We start from the raw sequence: 18,359 nt of genomic DNA, 5'->3' as shown, positions 1-18,359 counted from the left end.
AACGACCAACAGCACGCATATGAGGGAGTATGGGCGGTGAAGAATGTGCAATGAAGCCATGTGTGGAGCCAGAAGGCAGACCGGCACGAATCGTGGAGGAGGCGATGGGCCTCCGGTTCTTGACGATGGCCTCGATGATGACGGCCATCATGGGAATGCTCACAATACCGGCGGTGTCGTCTCGCACGTCACCGGGACCATCGGCATCGTGGATGACGACGGGCATTCGGTGGTTTCCATGAGACAGCTGATTCATGACAGGCTGCCCCACGTGGAGATCATGTGGACCACCATCGACCCGGACAAAGGAGTCCGTCTTGCGTTGGACAAGATCATGCAGCCTGATCTGGTTCTTGTGGACATGACGATGGAGACGTTTTCCGGCGAGGAGATCTGCCGGAGAATCAGGCATCGCAATGCCGTCGTCCAGCTGCTCGGCATGGTGGCGTCCGCCAAAGGACTGCATGGCGCGGAACTGGCGCGTAGCGGCGCACAGGGCATCATATCGAAGAACAGTACAGCGGATTTCATCGACGGCATCGTCGAAGTGCTGCGCGGCGGGGTGTATGGCGATTACGGTTTTCTCGACGCCCACGACTCGTACGAACAGCTCAAGGGCGCCAAACCCGTCCACAGCGATGAGGTGTCGACCCGTCAGGCTCAGGTCATGAACCTCATGTCCACGGGGATGACTGATCCGCATATCGCCGATGAGATCGGCATCGCAGAGGGAACCGTGCGCAAGCATGCGCAGCTCGCCATGGCGAAGCTGCACGCAGAGACCCGGGTCCAGGCGGTTCTGGCATGGACCGAGCTGCAAGCCGGCAGGACATTGCAGCCACGGTACATCACCTTGGACGGCAACGCGTCGGAACGGCCGCGTGACAGGCCATCTCACGAATGCTCGGACGCGCCGCACGAGGACGACGGCGACGACGGCATCCTGCACCGGAGGGAAGCCTGAGCATCCGGCGACGACCATGCTTCTGGTGCACCGATCTTTCCGCCACGCGGTTTATGGCAGAGGGAACAGCGCACCAGAGGGGCACCGCCTACTCGCCGTCGACCAGATGGGCGATGGCCTCCAGTGCCAGCCTATAGCCGAAGAACCCAAGACCGGTGATGGTGCCGGTGGCTACCGGGCTGATGACGGAACGCTTACGGAACTCGTCGCGGGCCGACGGATTGGAGATGTGCACCTCCATCAGGGGCAATCCCGCGTCGCCGACCATGTGCGCAGCATCGGCCAGCGCGTACGAATAGTGGGTGAAGGCGGCGGGGTTCATGACGACGGGCGTCTTCTCGTCGGCCGCCTGATGCATCCACCGCACCATCTCGGCCTCGTCATCGGTCTGACGTACCTCGACCTCAAGGCCGAGCTCGCTCCCCCACCGGGTGCACAGGCTGCGCAGCTGGTCAAGATCCTGCCTGCCGTACACGTCCGGCTGGCGGACTCCGAGCCGTCCCAGATTCGGGCCGTTGACGACGATCACCTTGGTCATTGGTCTTCCTTTCTGTCCACTGCTATCATTCCGCGGTCATACGGCATGCTCCGCGCGCCGCCGCGAACGCAACGACGTCGGCCTGCTGCCGCGCGGACCGAGCCGTTACTTGCGGATCCGCTCGAACGCCTCGCGGACCGCGTCGGCCGGCGGATCGTCCAGATGCACCGGGTGCCCGATGCGGTCAAGCACCACAAACCGCAGCTTGTTGCCGCGCGCCTTCTTGTCGCGGTGCATGAGGGCGAGCACCTCGTCGAACGAGGCGCCGTCCCACGAGGTCGGCAGCCCGAGCGAATCGAGCAGCGAACGGTGATAATCGACCAGATCCTGGTCGATGTAGCCGAGCAGGTGGGCGAGTTCGGCGGCGTACACGCATCCGACGGCGACCGCGTTGCCGTGCCGCCAGCGGAAGTGCTCAAGCTTTTCGATGGCGTGGGCGAGCGTGTGTCCGTAGTTGAGGAACTCACGCAGTCCGGCCTCCTTGAGGTCGGCCGAGACATGGTAGGCCTTGACGCGCACCGTGCGTTCGATGAGCTCGGCCACCACGTCCTCGAGTCCGGATCCGAGGAACGTCTCCGGGTCGAACGCGCGCAGGTCGGCGGCATGCGATTCGAGGATGCGCAGAATCTCCGGGTCGCGAATGAAACCGGATTTCGCGACCTCGCCCAATCCTTCGATGAAGATGTCGTTGGGCAGCGAGGCGAGCGTGCGCAGGTCGGCGAACACGCCGGCCGGCGTGTAGAACGAGCCGACCAAGTTCTTGCCCTGAGGCGTGTTGATGCCGGTCTTGCCGCCGGTCGAAGCGTCCACCATGGCCAGCAGCGAGGTCGGGCAGTTCACGTAACGTATGCCGCGCATCCATGTGGCGGCCACGAACCCGGCCAGATCGGTGGCCGCTCCCCCGCCGACGCCGACGATCGCGTCCGAACGGGTGAACCCTTCGTCGCCGAGGCGCTGCCAGATGCCGTTCGCCACGTCGATGGCCTTGCCGGCCTCCGCGTCGGGGATGAGGATGTCATGGACCTCGTAGCCGCCCTTGCGCAGCAGCGTGCGGGCCCGGTCGGAGTGCCGCTGCACCGGCTGCGTGTGTATCAGCGCCACGCGCACCGGCTTGTCGCCGAGCGTTTCGGCGAGATGGTTCATCGCCCCCTCGCCGATGCGCACGTCATAGTCTTCGATGGTGGTTCCGGTCACATGGACCGTGCGTTCCTCGATCATGTCCTTCATCTTTCTCGCCGCGGCGAGCGGCGTCTGCCCGTAGGTCTCCACGTGCACGTTGGCGACGCGGTAGTAGACGGGGTCGCGCTGCCGGTACAGTTTCTTCCATCGCGCGTTGGCGTCGCCGTCGAGCATGGGGCGTCCGCCGCCGCGGTTCGCCCGTTCCATCGCTTCGCGCGGATCGGCCATGAGGTAGACGACCTTGCCGCCGTCCTTGATGTAGTCGGCGAGTCCGTCGCGCACGGATCTGGTCATAGGAGCGCCGCCGCCGAGCGCGAAGATGCCGTCGAAATCGTGCAGCATGTCGTTGATGACGTCGCTTTCGACTTGTCTGAACGACGGCTCCCCGTAACGTTGGAAGTAGTCGGGGATGCGCATGCCGACCTCATGTTCGATTTCGACGTCGGCGTCGGCGAACGGCAGCCCCATGAGCTGCGCCACCTCCTTGCCGACGCGTGTCTTGCCTGCGCCCATCATGCCGATGATGACGGCGACCGGTTGTCTGCCCATTGGATGAGTGTCCTTTATCGATGTCCTGATGGTGTCCCGCTGTTCCGCAGCCTGAAGCTCAGCGCATGTGCTCCGGCCATGAGGCGAGATACGCCTCGAGGTTGCGCCGGGTCTCGGCGACGCTGTCGCCGCCGAACTTGTCGAGCGCGTATTGTGCGAGCGTGAGCCTGACCATGGCTTCAGCCACCACGGATGCCGCCGGCACGGCGGTCGAATCGGACCGCTGGTTGATCGCGGCGGCCGCCTCGCCGTTGGCCACGTCGACCGTGCGCAGCGCCCTCGGAATGGAGGGGATCGGCTTCATCGCGGCGCGGATGCGGATCGGCTGCCCGTTGGACATGCCGCCTTCGATGCCGCCCGCACGGTTGGTGAGTCTGGTGATGCGGCCGTCCTCGCCGGGGACCATCTCATCATGCGCCTGGGAGCCGGGGCGCACGGCCTCGAGGAAGCCGTCGCCGATCTCAACGCCCTTGATGGCCTGAATGCCCATGACCGCGCCAGCCAGCGCGGCGTCGAGGCGACGGTCGGACTCCACGTAGGTGCCGATGCCCGCCGGCACACCGTATGCGATGACCTCGATCACGCCACCGACCGTGTCGGCGTTCGCCTTGATCTCGTCGATGCGCGCAATCATGCGCGCTTCGGCGGCCTTGTCGAGCGTGCGCACCGGCGACGCGTCCAACGCGGCCACGTCGTCGGGGGTCGGCAGCACGGCCGCATCCTCATCCTCGACGCCGGCCCCGCCGATGGAAATCACGTGCGCGACCGTGCGGATGCCGAACGCCTGTTCGAGGAACCGCGCCGCGACGGCGCCCAACGCCACGCGTGACGCGGTCTCACGCGCGCTGGAACGTTCCAGCACCGGGCGAGCGTCGTCGAAACCGTACTTGCGCATGCCCGTCAGGTCGGCGTGCCCCGGGCGGGGACGGCTGAGCGGCGCGTTGCGGCCTTCGCGCGGCAGGTCATGGTCGAGCGCGTCGGCGCTCATCACCTCGGTCCACTTCGGCCATTCCGTGTTCGCGATCTCGATGGCGACCGGCGAACCCAGCGTCTCGCCGAACCGGACACCGGTAAGCAGGCGCACCTTGTCCTGTTCGAACTTCATGCGCGCGCCGCGGCCGTACCCCAGCCGCCTGCGCGCCAACGCGTCCACCACATCCTGTGTGGAGACGCGCACCCCGGCGGGCAGCCCTTCGATCATCGCGACCAGCGCCTCGCCGTGTGATTCCCCTGCCGTCTGCCAGCGCAACATGCCATGCTCCTTTGATTGTGTCGATAACTTCGCTATATCTTATGTCATGACCTACCTTGCGTTGTTGCCCGGCTTGATATGTGGTATCGCCGTCGGTGCGGAGGACTTGCGCCGACGGCGTGTGCCGCGGCTGTGGATCGCCGCGGGGTCCGCCGCGCAGATGATCGCCGTCGTCATCCTCGCCCTGGCGACGAACACGATGTTCCTTGCCGTTCAGGCCCCGGCGTTCGCGCTGCTGTGCGCGATACTGCAGACCGGATTGGCGCTGGCGCGTCCGCGCGCACTGGGGTTCGGCGACGTGACCTGCACGTTCATGGTCGGCCTGTCGGTGGGACTGCTGGGTTTGGAGGCCGTCGTCGCGTGGTGGCTGGCCATGGGGGTGCTGGGTTTGGCGTGGATGTGGCTTTGGCTTCGCTTCGACCCGCAACGTGATACCGAATTCGCGGGGAAGGTGCCGTTCGCGCCGGCCATTGTTGTTTCGGCGGTGGTCGTGGTGGCCGGGTGCGTTCTTTGGTGATGGATGGGTGATGCTACCTTGCGGCGGCGACCACCCCCAGCCAGCTACGCTGACAGCCCCCGCCAGCGGGGCGTTTACTCTTCCGCGATTGCGGGGACGTCTTCTCTCTCTCGCTCCCGCTGGCGGGAGCTATCGAGCGCAGCGAGACTGGGGGTGGTTTCGACAGCGCATCGGCCGTCCACCCGAGTGATCGAGTGAACGGCCGATGCGTCTTGATGGATGCGGGTCGCATCCTGCCGTCAGTTCGCGTTCTTGTTGTTCTGCTTGTACTCCTTGACGTACTGTTCGAATTGCGCGTTCTGCTGGTCGATGGTGCCGGTGGTGAACTTCGTTTCGCCGGTGGAGAGGTTCACGGTGACGAAGTACAGCCAGTCGCCCTGCTCGGGGTTGAGCGCGGCGGCGATGGCGTCGTCGCCGGGATTGCTGATCGGCGTGGGGGTCAGGCCCTTGTTGACGCGCGTGTTGTAAGGATTGGAGGAGTCCTTGAGCTGCGCGTTGGTGAGCTGCGTGCCGTTGATGCCGAGGCCGTACGCCGTGGTGGAGTCCATGCCGAGCGTCATGCCGCGGTCGAGGCGGTTGAGGATGACCCTCGTGACCTTGCCGTAGTAGTCCTTCGAGTTGACTTCGGCTTCGGCGATGGACGCGATGATGAGGATCCGTTCGCGTTCGCTGCCGGACGGGACCTTGAGCTCGTCGAGCTTGGCGATCCTCTTGTCGACGATCGTCTTGAGGATCTCGCTCGCCGACCCCATGCTCTTCACGTTGTAGGAGCCGGGTTCGAGCCATCCCTCGAAGCTGCCGCCGGCCTCCGACGGGAGGATGCCGGCGCCCTTCGCGTCGATGATCTTCTGGAACTCGGACTTGTCGATCTTGCTGAGTGCGGCGGCCTTGGCGATCACGTCGGAGACACGTTCGCCGGCGTTGACGTTGAGGAAGCCTTCGGCCTTGCTCTGGTCGGACAGGATGGCGGCGACGTCCGCGCCGGACATGTGCTTCTTGAGCTGATACGTGCCCGGGTAGAGGGTCATGCCGGCCGAGACGCCGGTGAAGGCGTCGACGGACCTGACGACATCCTGTTCGACGAGCCGCTTGGCGATGCTCGCCGAATCCTCGCCTTGCGAGACGGTGAATTCGACGGAGCCGTACGCTTCGCTGGAGGCATAGTCGAGCACGGCGCTGGATTCGCCACTGTTGCCGGCGCGCCATGAGCGGACGGCCTTCAGGCCGAAATATCCGCCGCAGGCGAGCACGACGACGATGACGATCGTCATGATCGTTGCCAGCAGCGTCCTGCGTCGCTTGGCGGTGCGCCGTCTGCGCATTTCACGGCGCGACTTCGGCGGCTTCGGCGGCTGGCTGGTGGTCACGGTGCCATTGCCGTCCACCCAATGCGTGTTGTCGTCGAAGAACTCGGTAAGGTCATCATCAGACACCGGACTACTCCTCCTACTTCGCAGCGTCCTCGCGTTACTTCCGGTTTTCGAGGGCGCTGTCAAGTGCCGACTGCAGAATCATCACGGCGGATTGCTGATCCACCACGGGCCGGTGTCTACGAGATCCGACGTTCGCGTCCAGCAGCTGACGGTGCGCGGTGACGGTGGTGAGACGCTCGTCCTGCAAGGAGACCGTCGGCACCCGGGCAAGGGCGAAATCGCCTTCCTCGGCCAACGTCTGCATGCGCCTGACGAGATTGGCGCACCATCGTCGAGCCTTTTTCGCGCTTTTTCCTTCAGTTCCGTCCAGAAGCAGCGGCAGACCCACCACGATGTGTTCCACACCTTCATCTTCCACGACGGTGATGACATCATCAAGCGCACGGAACGAATCGCCGTACGCCTGAACGTTGCCATACGGGTGAGCAAAGGTGAGCTCCGGGTCGGACAATGCCAGTCCGACCCGGGCGTCACCCAAATCTACGCCAAGCCACGTCACCGGATGGCTCAGCCCTTCAGCGCCTCGGCCTTGAGAGCTTCGAGCGCGGCGTCGATCTTCGTCGCGTCCGCGCCGCCGCCCTGGGCGAAGTCCGGCTTGCCGCCGCCACCGCCGCCGAGCATCTTGGATGCGCCGCGAACGAGGTCGCCGGCCTTGATGCCGAGCTTGCGCGCGGCATCGTTGGTCGCCACGGCGACCATGGGCTTGTCGTCCTCGGAGACGCCTGCGAGCGCGACGACCACCGGGTATTCGTCGCCGAGCTGGGCGCGCACGTCCATCACGGTCTTGCGCAGCGCGTCAAAGGAGCCGAAGTGGCCGACGTTCTTCGCGGCGACCTTGACGGGGGCCGCGGAGTCCTTGGCGGACAGCACCAGCTGCGGGATGGATGCGGCGAGCTGGCTCTCGTACATGGCGGCGAGGCGGCGGTCGGATTCCTTGAGCTTGGCGAGCAGCGTGTTGACACGCTCGGCCAGCTCGTCGGGACGGGCGTTGAGCTTGTCGCTCAGCTGCGAGACGAGCGCATGCTCACGGGCGTTGAACTCGTAGGCTCCCTGGCCGACCACGGCGTCGACGCGGCGCACGCCGGAGCCGATGGAGGCCTCGGACATGATGCTCACGGCGCCGATCTTGCCGACGTGGTCGACGTGCGTGCCGCCGCACAGCTCACGGCTCCAGCCGTCCTCGCCGATGGAGACCACGCGCACGATGTCGCCGTACTTCTCGCCGAACAGGTGCATGGCGCCGAGGGCGATGGCGTCGTCGAACTTCATCTCCTTGGTGGTGACGATGAGGTTGTCGCGCAGACGGTCGTTCACACGGGCCTCGACCGCGTCCATGACGGTCTTGCTCGGGGCCTTGGACCACTGGAAGTCGAAGCGCAGACGGTTCGGGGCGTCCTCGGAGCCGCGCTGGGTGGCCTGCGGGCCGAGCTCCTCGCGCAGCGCCTTGTGCACCATGTGCGTGGCGGTGTGCGAGCGGGCGATGGCGCCACGGCGGGCCAGGTCGATGTTGGCGCTGACCTCGCCGCCGACGACCAGCGTGCCTTCGGTCAGGCGGCACTGGTGGACGATGAGGTCCTTGATGGGCTTCTGCACGTCGTCGACCTCGAGCACGGCGCCGTCGTCGGACAGGATCTCGCCCTGGTCGGCGAGCTGGCCGCCGGCCTGCGCGTAGAACGGAGTGCGGTCGAGGATCACCTCGACGGTCGCCGGCGCGGTCACCGCGGGGACGGAGCCCTTGCCGGGCTGCATGATGCCGAGCACCTTGCCGCGGGCGGAGAACTCGGTGTAGCCGAGGAAGTCGATGGGCTTGAGCAGCGTCTTCTTGAAGTCGTCGTACACGGAGAGGTCCACGTTGTGGCGCTTCTTGAGGGCGTCGGCGCGGGCGCGGGACTTCTGCTCGGCCATGAGCTCGCGGAACTTGGCCTCGTCGACCTTCACGCCCTGGTCGGCGGCCATCTCGAGCGTAAGCTCGATCGGGAAGCCATAGGTGTCGTGCAGCGTGAACGCATCCTGGCCGGAGACAACGGGATCGGCGGTCTTCTTGGCCTTGTTCACGGCCACGTCGAGGATCTCGATGCCGTTGTCGAGCGTGCGGCGGAAGGCATCCTCCTCGCCGTAGGCGGATTCAGAGACGTCGTGGAACGTCTTCTCCAGCTCGGGGTAGCTGGGCACCATGGCGTCCTTGGAGACGGGCAGCAGCTCGGGGATGACCGGATCGGTGACGCCGAGCACGCGCATGGCCTGGATGGTGCGGCGCAGCAGGCGGCGCAGCACGTAGCCGCGGCCGACGTTGGACGGGCGCACGCCGTCGGACATGATCATCAGCGCGGAACGCACGTGGTCGGCCACGACGCGGAACTTCACGTCCGCCGCCGCGTCCTCGCCGTACTTGCGGCCCGAGAGCCGCTCCGCGGCCTCGATGACCGGGTACACCTCGTCGGTCTCGTAGATGTTCTGCTTGCCCTGCATGAGGTAGGCGAGTCGCTCGAGGCCTGCGCCGGTATCGATGTTCTTGTTCTCCAGCTCGCCGACGATGTGCATGTCGGTCTTGGACTTGACGTTGTCAACCTCGTAGTTCTCGAACACGAGGTCCCAGATCTCGATGAACCGGGTCTCATCGGCCGCCGGACCGCCGTCCTTGCCGTATTCGGGGCCACGGTCGACGTAGATCTCGGAGCAGGGGCCGCCGGGGCCGGGGCCGCCGGTGGTCCAGAAGTTGTCCTCCATGCCGAAGATCTGCATGTGCTCGGGGTCGAAGCCCTCGTTCTTCCAGATGGAACGCGCCTCTTCGTCATCCGTGTAGGTGGTGACCCACAGCTTCTCGGGGTCGAAGCCGTAGCCGCCCTCGCTCTGCGGGGTGGTCAGCAGCTCCCACGCGTAGTGGATGGCCTCCTCCTTGAAGTAGTCTCCGAAGGAGAAGTTGCCGAGCATCTGGAAGAAGGTGCCGTGACGGGTCGTCTTGCCGACCTCGTCGATGTCGAGCGTACGCACGCACTTCTGGTTGGAGGTCATGCGCTTGTGGGGCGGGGTCTGCTCGCCGAGCAGGTACGGGATGAAGGGGACCATGCCGGCGATGGTGAACAGCGTGGTCGGGTTCGGGGAGATGAGCGAAGCCGACGGCATGACGAGATGGTCGTGCTTGGCGAAATAGTCGAGGTAGCGCTTCGCGATTTCAGAAGTGCGCATGAGTCGATGAACTCCTTGACGGTGCAGACGTGTGCCTGCATGACTGTTATTGATAAAGCATGAAAAAGCCGATGTCACCGTTGCGGTGACTGGCCTGCCGGCGTATCCGGACTACCGTGCGGAACGGTCGATGTATTTGCGGTTGAGCTCAGCCTCGCGGGCTCGGCGGGTCGCGTTGAACTCGTTGACCAGACCCTCGAGCGTCCGCATGCCGACATGATCCTGGTCGGGGCCGAACACGAACTGGCGCGCGGCGTCGGGAGTGTTCGCCTTGACGTAGGCCTGGGCCTTGATGACCGCGAGGGCTCCCACCGTGACGCCGACGGCGATCCACAGCATCCGTTTGAACATCACTCGGCCCCGCCTTCCGCAGCGGAGCCGCCCTTCGCGTCGGAGGAGCCGGTGTTGCCGGCACCCTTCTTCGCCATGAACGAGCGGGCAGTGGACTTCAGCGCGTAGAAGGCCGAGGCGATCTTGATGATGGGCTTGCCGAGGAACGAGCCGTACAGGTCCGTGAGCGCTCCCACGTTGGTCGCCGTGGAGGATGCGGCCGCCGAGATGCGGTTGACGTCCTCGAGCGACTTGTTCACCTGCCTGACGGTGGTCACCCCCTCGTCAAGCGCCGGGATGGCGTGTTCTCCGGATTCCCTGACCGTGTCCGCGATCTGGTCGAACAGCTTGCCGAGGCGAATCAGCGGGTAGATCATGAAGCCCGCAAGCACGGCGAACGCAATCGCCGCTATCAGGCCTGCGATCTGGCCAACACCCATGTGAACCTCTTTTCCGTTTCGCAGGCCGCGACCTGCGCACACAATACCCGCAACAGCTTAGCACAGACCGAGACCGAGATGCCGTAGAGGCGGCGGACGGTCGCGGTCCGGACCGGCTCACTGGTTGTATGACACGACGGTGATGGCGTTGTCGAACGGCTTGTCGGTGTCGAAATCCAGACAGGTGACCGAACCGTTCGCGGGGCGTTCGCTGAGGTCGTAGCCTTCCGGGGCGAACCGGTGCATGAGGCTGAGCAGCGTGTTGCCATGGGAGATCTGCAGCACGTCGTCGCCGTCCTTGAGGTCGGGGTTCGAGGCGATCAGCGCGAACGCGCCGCGCACACGGGTCCAGTACTCGGCATCGGATTCGGCGTCGTGGAACGGGTCGGCCTCCTTGAGGAAGTCGCGTGTGGCGGCGAGTCCGAACTTGGCGACGATGTCGTTGTAGTTCTTCGCCCCATGCGGGCCGCCGGCCGCGGTCCACGCCAGCGACATGTCCTGGCCTTCGAAGTATCCGTAGCACTGTTCGCGGAAGTGCATGTCGGAGACAAGCGCCGGACGCTCGTTGCCGGCATCCTCGTTCACGTCGAGGATCCGCTGCGCGGTGGTCTGCGCGCGAGTGGTGTCCGAGCAGTAGGCCGCGGCGAAGCGGATGTAGCGCAGCTTGTCGGCGGCCTTGTCGGCGTCGGCCAGCCCCTGTTCGGTCAGCGGGGAGTTGCACCATCCCTGCAGGCGGTTGTATCGGTTGAACGTGGTCTGCCCGTGGCGGACCAGATGGAGATGAAGCATCATAGGGCTCATTATCCCACGCGCGGGGGTTGAGACGGCCGCGACACGTCGTGCATCCCTCGAACCGGCACCGCGGATCCGTATCGTGGCCGGCGGACCGTCTGCAGATACGCGAGGACCCCGCGCCTTGCGGCAACGGGGTCCGTGCGTGTATGTCCTTACGCTGTAAATGTTTACAGGTGGTGAATCCAGATCAGCGAGCGTAGAACTCGACGACGTACTGGATGTTGACCTGAACCGGGATCTCCTCGACTTCAGGCTTGCGGGTCAGGGTCGCCTTCAGGGAGGCGAGATTCACGTCGAGGTAGCCCGGAACCGGCGGCAGCACGTCACGGTGCACGCCTTCGGCGGCGATCTGGAACGGAACCATGGTCTGGCTTTTGGCCTTCACCTGGATGGTCTGGCCGGGCTTGACGCGGTAGGACGGACGATCCACGATGTTGCCGTCGACGAGGATGTGACGGTGCACGACGAACTGACGGGCCTGGGCGGTGGTGCGGGCGATGCCGGCACGCAGGACCAGGTTGTCGAGACGGGTCTCGAGGTCGGTCAGCATGGCGTTACCGGTCTGGCCGGCGGTGCGGGTGGCCTGCTCGTAGGAGCGACGAAGCTGCTTCTCGGACACGCCGTACTGGGCGCGCAGACGCTGCTTCTCGCGCAGACGCACCGCGTAATCGGACTCGGTGCGGCGGCGGGTGCGGCCGTGCTCGCCGGGAGCGTACGGGCGCTTTTCGAAGATGCGCTGAGCCTTGGGGGTCAGTGCGATGCCGAGGGCGCGGGAAAGACGCACCTGACGGCGAGAACGCTGAACGTTGGTCATTCTTGTTCCTTTATGGTTCTGTCGTTATCTGAACGGAACGCAGGGGATGCCCCTTGCGCTGAGCCGGCCTCTCCAGTGCTTCGTCATGCCAGGCATGAACGGCGTGTCACCGCCGCCGACCCACTGATGGGCTAAGGCTCCAGATAAGTGCTGCCGGTTGGCAGACACCAAAAATCCATGATACACACATGCCCCGGACAGGCGACGCGCTCCCCCACAGTACGGTGGAATATGAATCGTGTCTGGCGCCTGTCTGCCCCTCAGTCCCGCTCCGCGGCCGGCTCCCCTCACAAGGGGAACCGAGGAGAAGACGCGCCGCGAGAAAGCTCGTCAGAGCTTTTCAATCGGCGCAACGCGCAGCATGAGCCGCTTGACGCCGTTGGAGCCGAAGTTCACCGTGATGACCGAGTTGCGGCCCTTGTCCTGCGTTTCGAGCACGGTGCCCAGCCCGTACTGGTCATGCGTGATCAGGTCGCCCGCATGGAAGTCGGCGATATCGAGCTTGTTGTCCTTGGCAAGCGACGACGCCGGCACCGCGGAGCCTTTCGAGCCCGTGGACTTCGGGCTGGTGTGACGCGTGGTCACCCGGCCGTTGCGCGAGCCCGACGACGAACCCGAGGAACCGTACGACGAGGAGCCATAGCGCGAGCCCGAGCCGAACGAGGAGCGACCGGATCCGCTGCCCGAGCCGAAACGCCGCGACGATGAGGAACCGGACCCATACGAGGATCCCGACGAACCGCCGGAGCGCGAGCCGAACGTCGCACCGGAACCGAAACGCCGCGAACCGCTGGACGACGAACCGTAGCCGCCTCGCGACGACGAACCATAGGACGACCCGTATGACGACCCGCCGAACGTGGTGCCGCCGAAGTCGTTGTCGTCCCATCCGCCGAACGCATCGTCGGCGAACCCGTCCGTATACCCGCCTTGCGACCATCCGCCGCGCATCCGTTCCACGCCGGCTTCGCGACGCTTCCACGAGATCAGCTGGTCCGGTATCTCGTCAAGGAACTGGCTGGGCATCATCTCGTTGGCCTGACCCCATTGCGCCCTGACCGCGGCGCGGGTGACGTACAGGCGGCGCTTCGCCCTGGTGATGCCCACGTAAGCGAGACGGCGCTCTTCGGACAGCTCGTCCGTATCCTCTAACGCCCTGGAATGCGGGAACGTGCCCTGCTCCATGCCGGTGAGGAACACGACCGGGTATTCGAGGCCCTTGGCGGTGTGCAGCGTCATCAGCGTGACCTTGCCGGAATCCTCGTCTTCGCCGGGCAGCTGGTCGGAGTCTGCGACCAGTGCGGTGGTCTCCAGGAATCCGGCGAGCGTCGCGTCCGGCGTGTTCTGCTCGAATTCGGCGGCGACGGACTGCAACTGCGAAAGGTTCTCCACGCGCGAGGCGTCCTGCGGGTCTTCGGAGCGTTGCAGCTCCTCGAGCATGCCCGACCGGCTGAGCACTTCGGCCACGATCTCGGAGGGCTTGCCGTCATGTTCGGCGGCGAAGTCGACGAGTCCCCGCATGAGGTCGCGGAACGAGCCGAGCTGTTTCGCAGTGCGCGTGGGCACGCCCTCGATCTCGCCGACATGGTCGATGCCGCTCCAGAACGTGGTGCCGTGCGCGTCGGCGTATGACGAGACCACGGCTTCGGCGCGCGGGCCGAGGCCGCGCTTGGGCACGTTGAGGATGCGGCGCATGTTCACGTTGTCGGCCGGGTTGACGATGGCCTGCAGGTAGGCGATGGCGTCCTTGACCTCGCGGCGTTCGTAGAACCTGGTGCCGCCGACGAGCTGGTACGGCAGTCCGGCTTTGACGATGGCCTCCTCGAGTGCGCGCGACTGCGCGTTGGCGCGGTACATGATAGCCATGTCCGAGTATGCGATGCCCTCCTCGGCGTGCAGCCGGGCAATCTCCTGCGCGATCCACTGGGCCTCCTGCTGCGCGTTGTCCGCCGCGTAGCCGACGATCGGCTCACCCTTGCCGAGCGCGGTCCACAGTTTCTTCGGCTTGCGTCCCTGATTGTTGGCGATGACCGCGTTGGCGGCGTCGAGGATGGTCTGGGTGGAGCGGTAGTTCTGTTCGAGCATGATGGTCTTCGCGTTAGGGAAGTCCTGCTCGAAATCCTGGATGTTGCGGATGTCCGCGCCGCGGAACGCGTAGATCGACTGGTCCGAATCGCCGACGACGGTGATCCACGCCGGTCCGGCTCCGCCCGCAGCGGCGCCGGACGCAGACGCTGCCTGCTCCCCCGCGTCCACACCGGCGAGTTCGCGCACGAGCACGTACTGCGCGTAGTTGGTGTCCTGGTACTCGTCGACCAGGATGTAACGGAACTTGTGCCGGTAGTAGGCGGCGACGTCCGGCTGGGTGCGCAGCAGTTCGACGGTGCGTCCGATGAGGTCGTCGAAGTCGACGGCGTTGGCGAGCGCGAGACGGTGCTGGTATTCGGCGTACACGACCGAGTAGAGCACTTCGACATCGCCGAAGTTGCCGAGCTGGTAGCCGCGCTGGCCGGGACGGAAGTCGGGTGCGTTGCGTCGCAGCTGCTCCTGCCAGCCGACCAGGTTGTTCTTGTAGTCGGAGATGCGGCTCAGGATCGCCCGGGGCGTATACCGTTTGATGTCGAAGTTGAGGTCGGCGGCGATCAGTTTGACCAGTCGTTCGCAGTCGGCGGTGTCGTAGATGGAGAATCCCGAGCCCAGACCGATGGCCTTGCCGTCGCGCCGCAGGATGCGCACGCAGGCGGAGTGGAACGTCGACACCCACATGCGCTGCGCGACCGGGCCTATCAACGTGCCAAGGCGCTCGCGCATTTCGGCGGCGGCCTTGTTGGTGAACGTGATGGCGAGGATCTGGCTCGGCCATGCGCGGAACTGGGTGAGGATCCACGCGATGCGGCGCGTGAGCACCCGGGTCTTGCCGGATCCCGCGCCGGCGCCGATCAGCAGCGCCGGGCCGCGGTACTGCACAGCTTCGGCCTGCTGCGGGTTGAGGTCCCCGACGAGTTCCTGCGCGCTCCTGGCGATGAGTTCCGGATCCTGCTGCACGATGGTTCCCTTCCGTTGCCTGTCATCCTGTACGGCGGCACGTCCCCTGACGCTTCCGCCTCCGGTCTACCTTGTTTACCATAGGGTTCGGTCAGTGGGAACATATGGTTCCCCTCCCCCGCCTCCGGCGTGTCGCGTCGTCGCCTCGCCCCATCAGCGAAGGACGCTGTCGCGGCCGTAGGCCGACTGGCCCGCCCCTTAGGCCCCCTCGGTGGAGGGGGCTGGCACGGCCGAAGGCCGTGACTGGGGGAGCGTCAATCCGACAGGACAATCACGCCGAAGAAGACCATCCCCGCCAAGCGTCATCCCCCATCACCATCACTGGATGTGGTCGATCTCCCAGTTGACCAGCGCCTGCCGCACGAGCGAGGCGTACAGATCGTCGCCGGGACCACCCATGACCGGGTGGATCTTGTCGGCGGACAGCCACTCGACATGCTGGGCGATGGCGCTGTTCCAATCCACGAGCGTGGAGTCCGCGGGATGGGAGCGCACGTAGTCGGCAGCCGCCTGGTTCGAGCGCGGGATCCATGCACGGTCGCCGTACGCGTTGACCAGCACGAGCACATGCCCTGTACCGGCGGCTTCGGCGATCCGCTCGTAGTCGGCCACGGATGCCTCGGAGTTGGTGTTGAGCGAGATGACTACGTACTTGCGCAACGTACCCTGCGCCTTCATCTGTTCGATGATGCCGGTGGCGACGACCACGGACCGGGAGACCTGCGCGTCCACGACCACGCCGGGCAGCGCCTTCTGCAATGCCGGGGATGCGCCGACGGTGACGGAGTCGCCGATGACCGTGACGTTCTCGCCGGTCATCTTCTCGGCCTTGGCACGCGCCTCCTCACGCCGCTTCTTCTCCTCTTCGGCGCGCTTCTTCGCCTCGGCGGCCGCCTTGGCGTCCAGCTTGCGCTTCGTGGCCTGCTGGGTCAGCTCGCCCTGGTTCTTCTCGAGCATGATCTGCACCTGGGTCTTCGCCGGCGCTTGGGCGACGCCCATGACGAAGCCGACGACCACCAGTATGACGACCGGCACGGTGACCGCCAGACGGATACGGTTCATGGTCTTCACCGCGGCCGGGGACAGGTGCGGCTCATTCAGCCGCGGCGCAGGCGGCGGCGTCGGCAGGCCGACGACCGCAGGAACCGATGGCGGTATGGAGTCGGCCGCCGCATACGGCTGCCCCTGCCGTGCAAGGACGGCTGCGGCACCGGCGCTGCCTGCGACGCGAGGACCGCGGCGCGGCGCGCTATGCGCTCCCCCTCGGCGGCTCGGCCTACGGGAGGGCGCCGCGGTCGCCGCACCCTTGCGTCGAGCGCCGATCCACGCGGCGACCGGGCGTTCCACCATCCACCAGGACAGTGCGGTCAGCAGCGCGCTGAACACCAGCGTGAGCAGCTGGATCAGCCAGATGCCGGAGCCGCGCCACGCCGGCAGCATCAGCTGAATGATCAGGAACAACGGCCAATGCCACAGGTACATGCCGTACGAATACTTGCCGAGCAGCGACAGCGGATGCCACCCGAACAGCGAATCCATCCATGAGCCCTCGACGATGCTGCCGTAGATCAGCACCACGGTCAGGACGCATGCCAGTTGCAGTCCGCCACGGAACGCGGTCGCATCCTGCCCGACGTGCGGCATGAGCATGATGATGCCGACGAGGGCAGCCGTCGCGGCCCATGATGCAGCCGACGACTCGAGATGCGAGACGGGCCGCCCCGACGTTTCGCGATGGTACACGACGAACGCCAGCGCGACACCCGCAAGCAGGCCGAAGCAGTGCGTGTCGGTGCCGAAATAGACGCGCGTGGGGTCGGCGGCGGGATTGTACAGCAGCCACATGGCCGCGCCGGAGACCACGGCGAGCGCGGCCGAGGAGGCGACCTGCACGACGATGTTGCGGAGCTTGACCAGCAGCGCGACGATGAACGGCAGGATCACGGTGGCCTGGGCCAGCAGCGCGACGAACCACAGGTGGCGCAGTAGCTGCGGCGACGCGGCCTCGAAGTAGCTGCCTCCCGAGAAGATCTCCATCCAGTTCGACGTGAAGGTCAACGCGGCGACGCTCTTGCCCGGCACCCCGACGAGGATGTCATGGTCGACGAACACCGACAGCGAGACCGAACCGGCGACCATGAACGCCATGGCCGGCCACAGCCTGGCGAGACGGCGCACATAGAACGAGCCGAGACGGAACCTGCCGGACCGGCCATATTCGCGGATCACGCTCAGCGCGAGCAGGAAGCCGGACACGGTGAAGAACACGTCGACGCCGACGAACCCTCCCGGCAGTGAATCGGATGCCAGGTGGTACCAGATGATGGCGATCAGGGCGAACCCCTTGATGCCGTCAAGACCTTTGTAACGAGGAGCTTTCTGCACTACGTACTCCTATTGCCCTTGCGTTCTCTTCTCAAGCTCGCCTTCGAATCGCAAACGTTCTCATGCGAGCACAGCCATCATATGCGAACCTCTCCCCCGCATGGCGGCCGCCGTCCGCCGCCGACGTAGCCGATGCCGTCCGACGTCTGGCCGTCCAACCGTACCGGGCGCCCGCCGACGGTCATCAACGTGGCGTAAGGTGGTGACCCAAGGATTCGCGCACGACGTGGCGCTCTACGGGCGACATCCCGCAACATCCGCGAATCGCAGTTTGCATAACCGGTTTCCCATCAACGGCAAGGGGGTCCATATGAAGGAGCTTGAGGAGCGTATCCGCAAGGAGGGCACAGTCAAGCAGGGCAACGTGCTCAAGGTCGACGCATTCCTCAACCATCAATGCGATGTGGCGCTGTACGACGCCATGGGTGCGGCGTGGGCTGAGCATTTCCAAGGCAAGACGATCACGAAGATCCTCACCATCGAGGCGTCCGGCATCGGCATGGCCTGCGTGGCCGCACGTCATTTCGGCAATGTGCCGGTCGTCTTCGCGAAAAAGGCGCAGTCGATCAACCTTGACGGCGACCAGTATGTGACGACCGTGTACTCGTTCACCAAGCAACGCGAGTTCCCGGTCATCGTCTCGCGCAAGTACCTCGGCCCCGACGACCATGTGCTGCTCATCGACGACTTCCTTGCCAACGGCAAGGCGCTGCATGGCCTGATCGACATCTGCAAGCATGCGGGCGCCACCGTGGAGGGCATCGGCATCGCTGTGGAGAAGGGATTCCAGGGCGGCGGCGACAAGCTGCGCGAGGAGGGCTACGACCTGGATTCGCTGGCGATTGTGGAGTCCATGGACCCCGAGACGGGTGACATCGAGTTCCGCGGCTGAACTGTCCGGGATTCATCGACCATACGCAAACAGAGTCATA

15 protein-coding genes are annotated in these 18,359 nt (G+C 65.4%); 3 read left to right on the top strand and 12 right to left on the bottom strand.

Annotated elements, in window-relative coordinates:
* Positions 1-43: 43 nt before the first annotated feature.
* Positions 44-964: a response regulator transcription factor gene (locus F7D09_RS00960; protein ID WP_319792549.1), complete on the top strand. Its 921-nt coding sequence runs from the start codon at positions 44-46 to the stop codon at positions 962-964.
* 88 nt (positions 965-1,052) lie between these two features.
* On the opposite strand, the gene aroQ is transcribed toward F7D09_RS00960, so the two are convergent.
* The 3 genes from aroQ to aroC all read right to left on the bottom strand — a co-directional run bounded on the left by aroQ (position 1,053) and on the right by aroC (position 4,482).
* Positions 1,053-1,502, bottom strand: coding sequence for a type II 3-dehydroquinate dehydratase (gene aroQ / locus F7D09_RS00955; RefSeq protein WP_152233577.1), 450 nt, complete (start codon positions 1,500-1,502; stop codon positions 1,053-1,055).
* Positions 1,503-1,607: 105 nt separating this feature from the next.
* A complete protein-coding gene (locus F7D09_RS00950; RefSeq protein ID WP_152233576.1) occupies positions 1,608-3,230 on the bottom strand; it encodes a bifunctional shikimate kinase/3-dehydroquinate synthase in 1,623 nt (540 codons plus the stop codon).
* 58 nt (positions 3,231-3,288) lie between these two features.
* The gene (aroC, locus tag F7D09_RS00945; protein ID WP_152233575.1) at positions 3,289-4,482 is read right to left on the bottom strand and encodes a chorismate synthase; all 1,194 of its coding nucleotides are present in this window, start codon (positions 4,480-4,482) and stop codon (positions 3,289-3,291) included.
* A 46-nt stretch (positions 4,483-4,528) separates the two neighbouring features.
* On the opposite strand from aroC, the gene F7D09_RS00940 reads away from it, so the two are divergent.
* Positions 4,529-4,999 (top strand): peptidase A24, encoded by a 471-nt coding sequence (locus tag F7D09_RS00940; protein ID WP_152233574.1) that lies wholly within the window; start codon positions 4,529-4,531, stop codon positions 4,997-4,999.
* A 239-nt stretch (positions 5,000-5,238) separates the two neighbouring features.
* Here the strand turns inward: F7D09_RS00940 and mltG are convergent, their stop codons facing one another.
* The 9 genes from mltG to F7D09_RS00895 form a co-directional block, all read right to left on the bottom strand.
* On the bottom strand, positions 5,239-6,432 hold the full coding sequence (mltG, locus tag F7D09_RS00935) for an endolytic transglycosylase MltG (protein WP_152233573.1): 1,194 nt from the start codon (positions 6,430-6,432) through the stop codon (positions 5,239-5,241).
* Between the two features lie 34 nt (positions 6,433-6,466).
* Entirely contained in the window at positions 6,467-6,931 is a 465-nt protein-coding gene (gene ruvX / locus F7D09_RS00930; RefSeq protein WP_152233572.1) for a Holliday junction resolvase RuvX, read from the bottom strand.
* Positions 6,932-6,939: 8 nt separating this feature from the next.
* Complete coding sequence (alaS, locus tag F7D09_RS00925) at positions 6,940-9,618, bottom strand: alanine--tRNA ligase (protein WP_152233571.1); 2,679 nt, start codon at positions 9,616-9,618, stop codon at positions 6,940-6,942.
* A gap of 111 nt (positions 9,619-9,729) precedes the next feature.
* Positions 9,730-9,969: a hypothetical protein gene (locus F7D09_RS00920; RefSeq protein ID WP_152233570.1), complete on the bottom strand. Its 240-nt coding sequence runs from the start codon at positions 9,967-9,969 to the stop codon at positions 9,730-9,732.
* A complete protein-coding gene (locus tag F7D09_RS00915; protein ID WP_226835807.1) occupies positions 9,969-10,388 on the bottom strand; it encodes a DUF948 domain-containing protein in 420 nt (139 codons plus the stop codon). Before F7D09_RS00915 ends, F7D09_RS00920 begins: the two co-directional genes overlap by 1 nt.
* Before the next feature lie 117 nt (positions 10,389-10,505).
* Positions 10,506-11,180 carry a histidine phosphatase family protein gene (locus F7D09_RS00910; RefSeq protein ID WP_152233569.1) on the bottom strand — a complete coding sequence of 225 codons (675 nt, stop codon included), beginning with the start codon at positions 11,178-11,180 and terminating at the stop codon, positions 10,506-10,508.
* A 190-nt stretch (positions 11,181-11,370) separates the two neighbouring features.
* Entirely contained in the window at positions 11,371-11,997 is a 627-nt protein-coding gene (gene rpsD, locus F7D09_RS00905) for a 30S ribosomal protein S4 (protein ID WP_152233568.1), read from the bottom strand.
* A 330-nt stretch (positions 11,998-12,327) separates the two neighbouring features.
* Complete coding sequence (locus tag F7D09_RS00900; RefSeq protein WP_152233567.1) at positions 12,328-15,042, bottom strand: ATP-dependent helicase; 2,715 nt, start codon at positions 15,040-15,042, stop codon at positions 12,328-12,330.
* A 318-nt stretch (positions 15,043-15,360) separates the two neighbouring features.
* Complete coding sequence (locus F7D09_RS00895) at positions 15,361-17,427, bottom strand: acyltransferase family protein (protein ID WP_152233566.1); 2,067 nt, start codon at positions 17,425-17,427, stop codon at positions 15,361-15,363.
* A gap of 310 nt (positions 17,428-17,737) precedes the next feature.
* On the opposite strand from F7D09_RS00895, the gene F7D09_RS00890 reads away from it, so the two are divergent.
* Complete coding sequence (locus tag F7D09_RS00890) at positions 17,738-18,319, top strand: xanthine phosphoribosyltransferase (RefSeq protein ID WP_152233565.1); 582 nt, start codon at positions 17,738-17,740, stop codon at positions 18,317-18,319.
* Positions 18,320-18,359 lie beyond the last annotated feature (40 nt).

The sequence above is a fragment of the Bifidobacterium leontopitheci genome, assembly GCF_009193355.1.
Lineage (GTDB): Bacteria > Actinomycetota > Actinomycetes > Actinomycetales > Bifidobacteriaceae > Bifidobacterium > Bifidobacterium leontopitheci.
The sequence above is the reverse complement of the archived record's forward strand: the minus strand, read 5'-3'. Positions and strand labels throughout refer to the sequence as shown.

What these genes read in the sequence shown, in the direction of transcription:
- alaS (WP_152233571.1), bottom strand. Translation starts at nt 9,618, where the DNA reads ATGCGCACTTCTGAAATCGCGAAGCGCTACCTCGACTATTTCGCCAAG.
- F7D09_RS00960 (WP_319792549.1), top strand. Translation starts at nt 44, where the DNA reads ATGTGCAATGAAGCCATGTGTGGAGCCAGAAGGCAGACCGGCACGAAT.
- F7D09_RS00920 (WP_152233570.1), bottom strand. Translation starts at nt 9,969, where the DNA reads ATGTTCAAACGGATGCTGTGGATCGCCGTCGGCGTCACGGTGGGAGCC.
- rpsD (WP_152233568.1), bottom strand. Translation starts at nt 11,997, where the DNA reads ATGACCAACGTTCAGCGTTCTCGCCGTCAGGTGCGTCTTTCCCGCGCC.
- F7D09_RS00950 (WP_152233576.1), bottom strand. Translation starts at nt 3,230, where the DNA reads ATGGGCAGACAACCGGTCGCCGTCATCATCGGCATGATGGGCGCAGGC.
- aroQ (WP_152233577.1), bottom strand. Translation starts at nt 1,502, where the DNA reads ATGACCAAGGTGATCGTCGTCAACGGCCCGAATCTGGGACGGCTCGGA.
- F7D09_RS00890 (WP_152233565.1), top strand. Translation starts at nt 17,738, where the DNA reads ATGAAGGAGCTTGAGGAGCGTATCCGCAAGGAGGGCACAGTCAAGCAG.
- aroC (WP_152233575.1), bottom strand. Translation starts at nt 4,482, where the DNA reads ATGTTGCGCTGGCAGACGGCAGGGGAATCACACGGCGAGGCGCTGGTC.
- F7D09_RS00940 (WP_152233574.1), top strand. Translation starts at nt 4,529, where the DNA reads ATGACCTACCTTGCGTTGTTGCCCGGCTTGATATGTGGTATCGCCGTC.
- F7D09_RS00910 (WP_152233569.1), bottom strand. Translation starts at nt 11,180, where the DNA reads ATGATGCTTCATCTCCATCTGGTCCGCCACGGGCAGACCACGTTCAAC.
- F7D09_RS00915 (WP_226835807.1), bottom strand. Translation starts at nt 10,388, where the DNA reads ATGGGTGTTGGCCAGATCGCAGGCCTGATAGCGGCGATTGCGTTCGCC.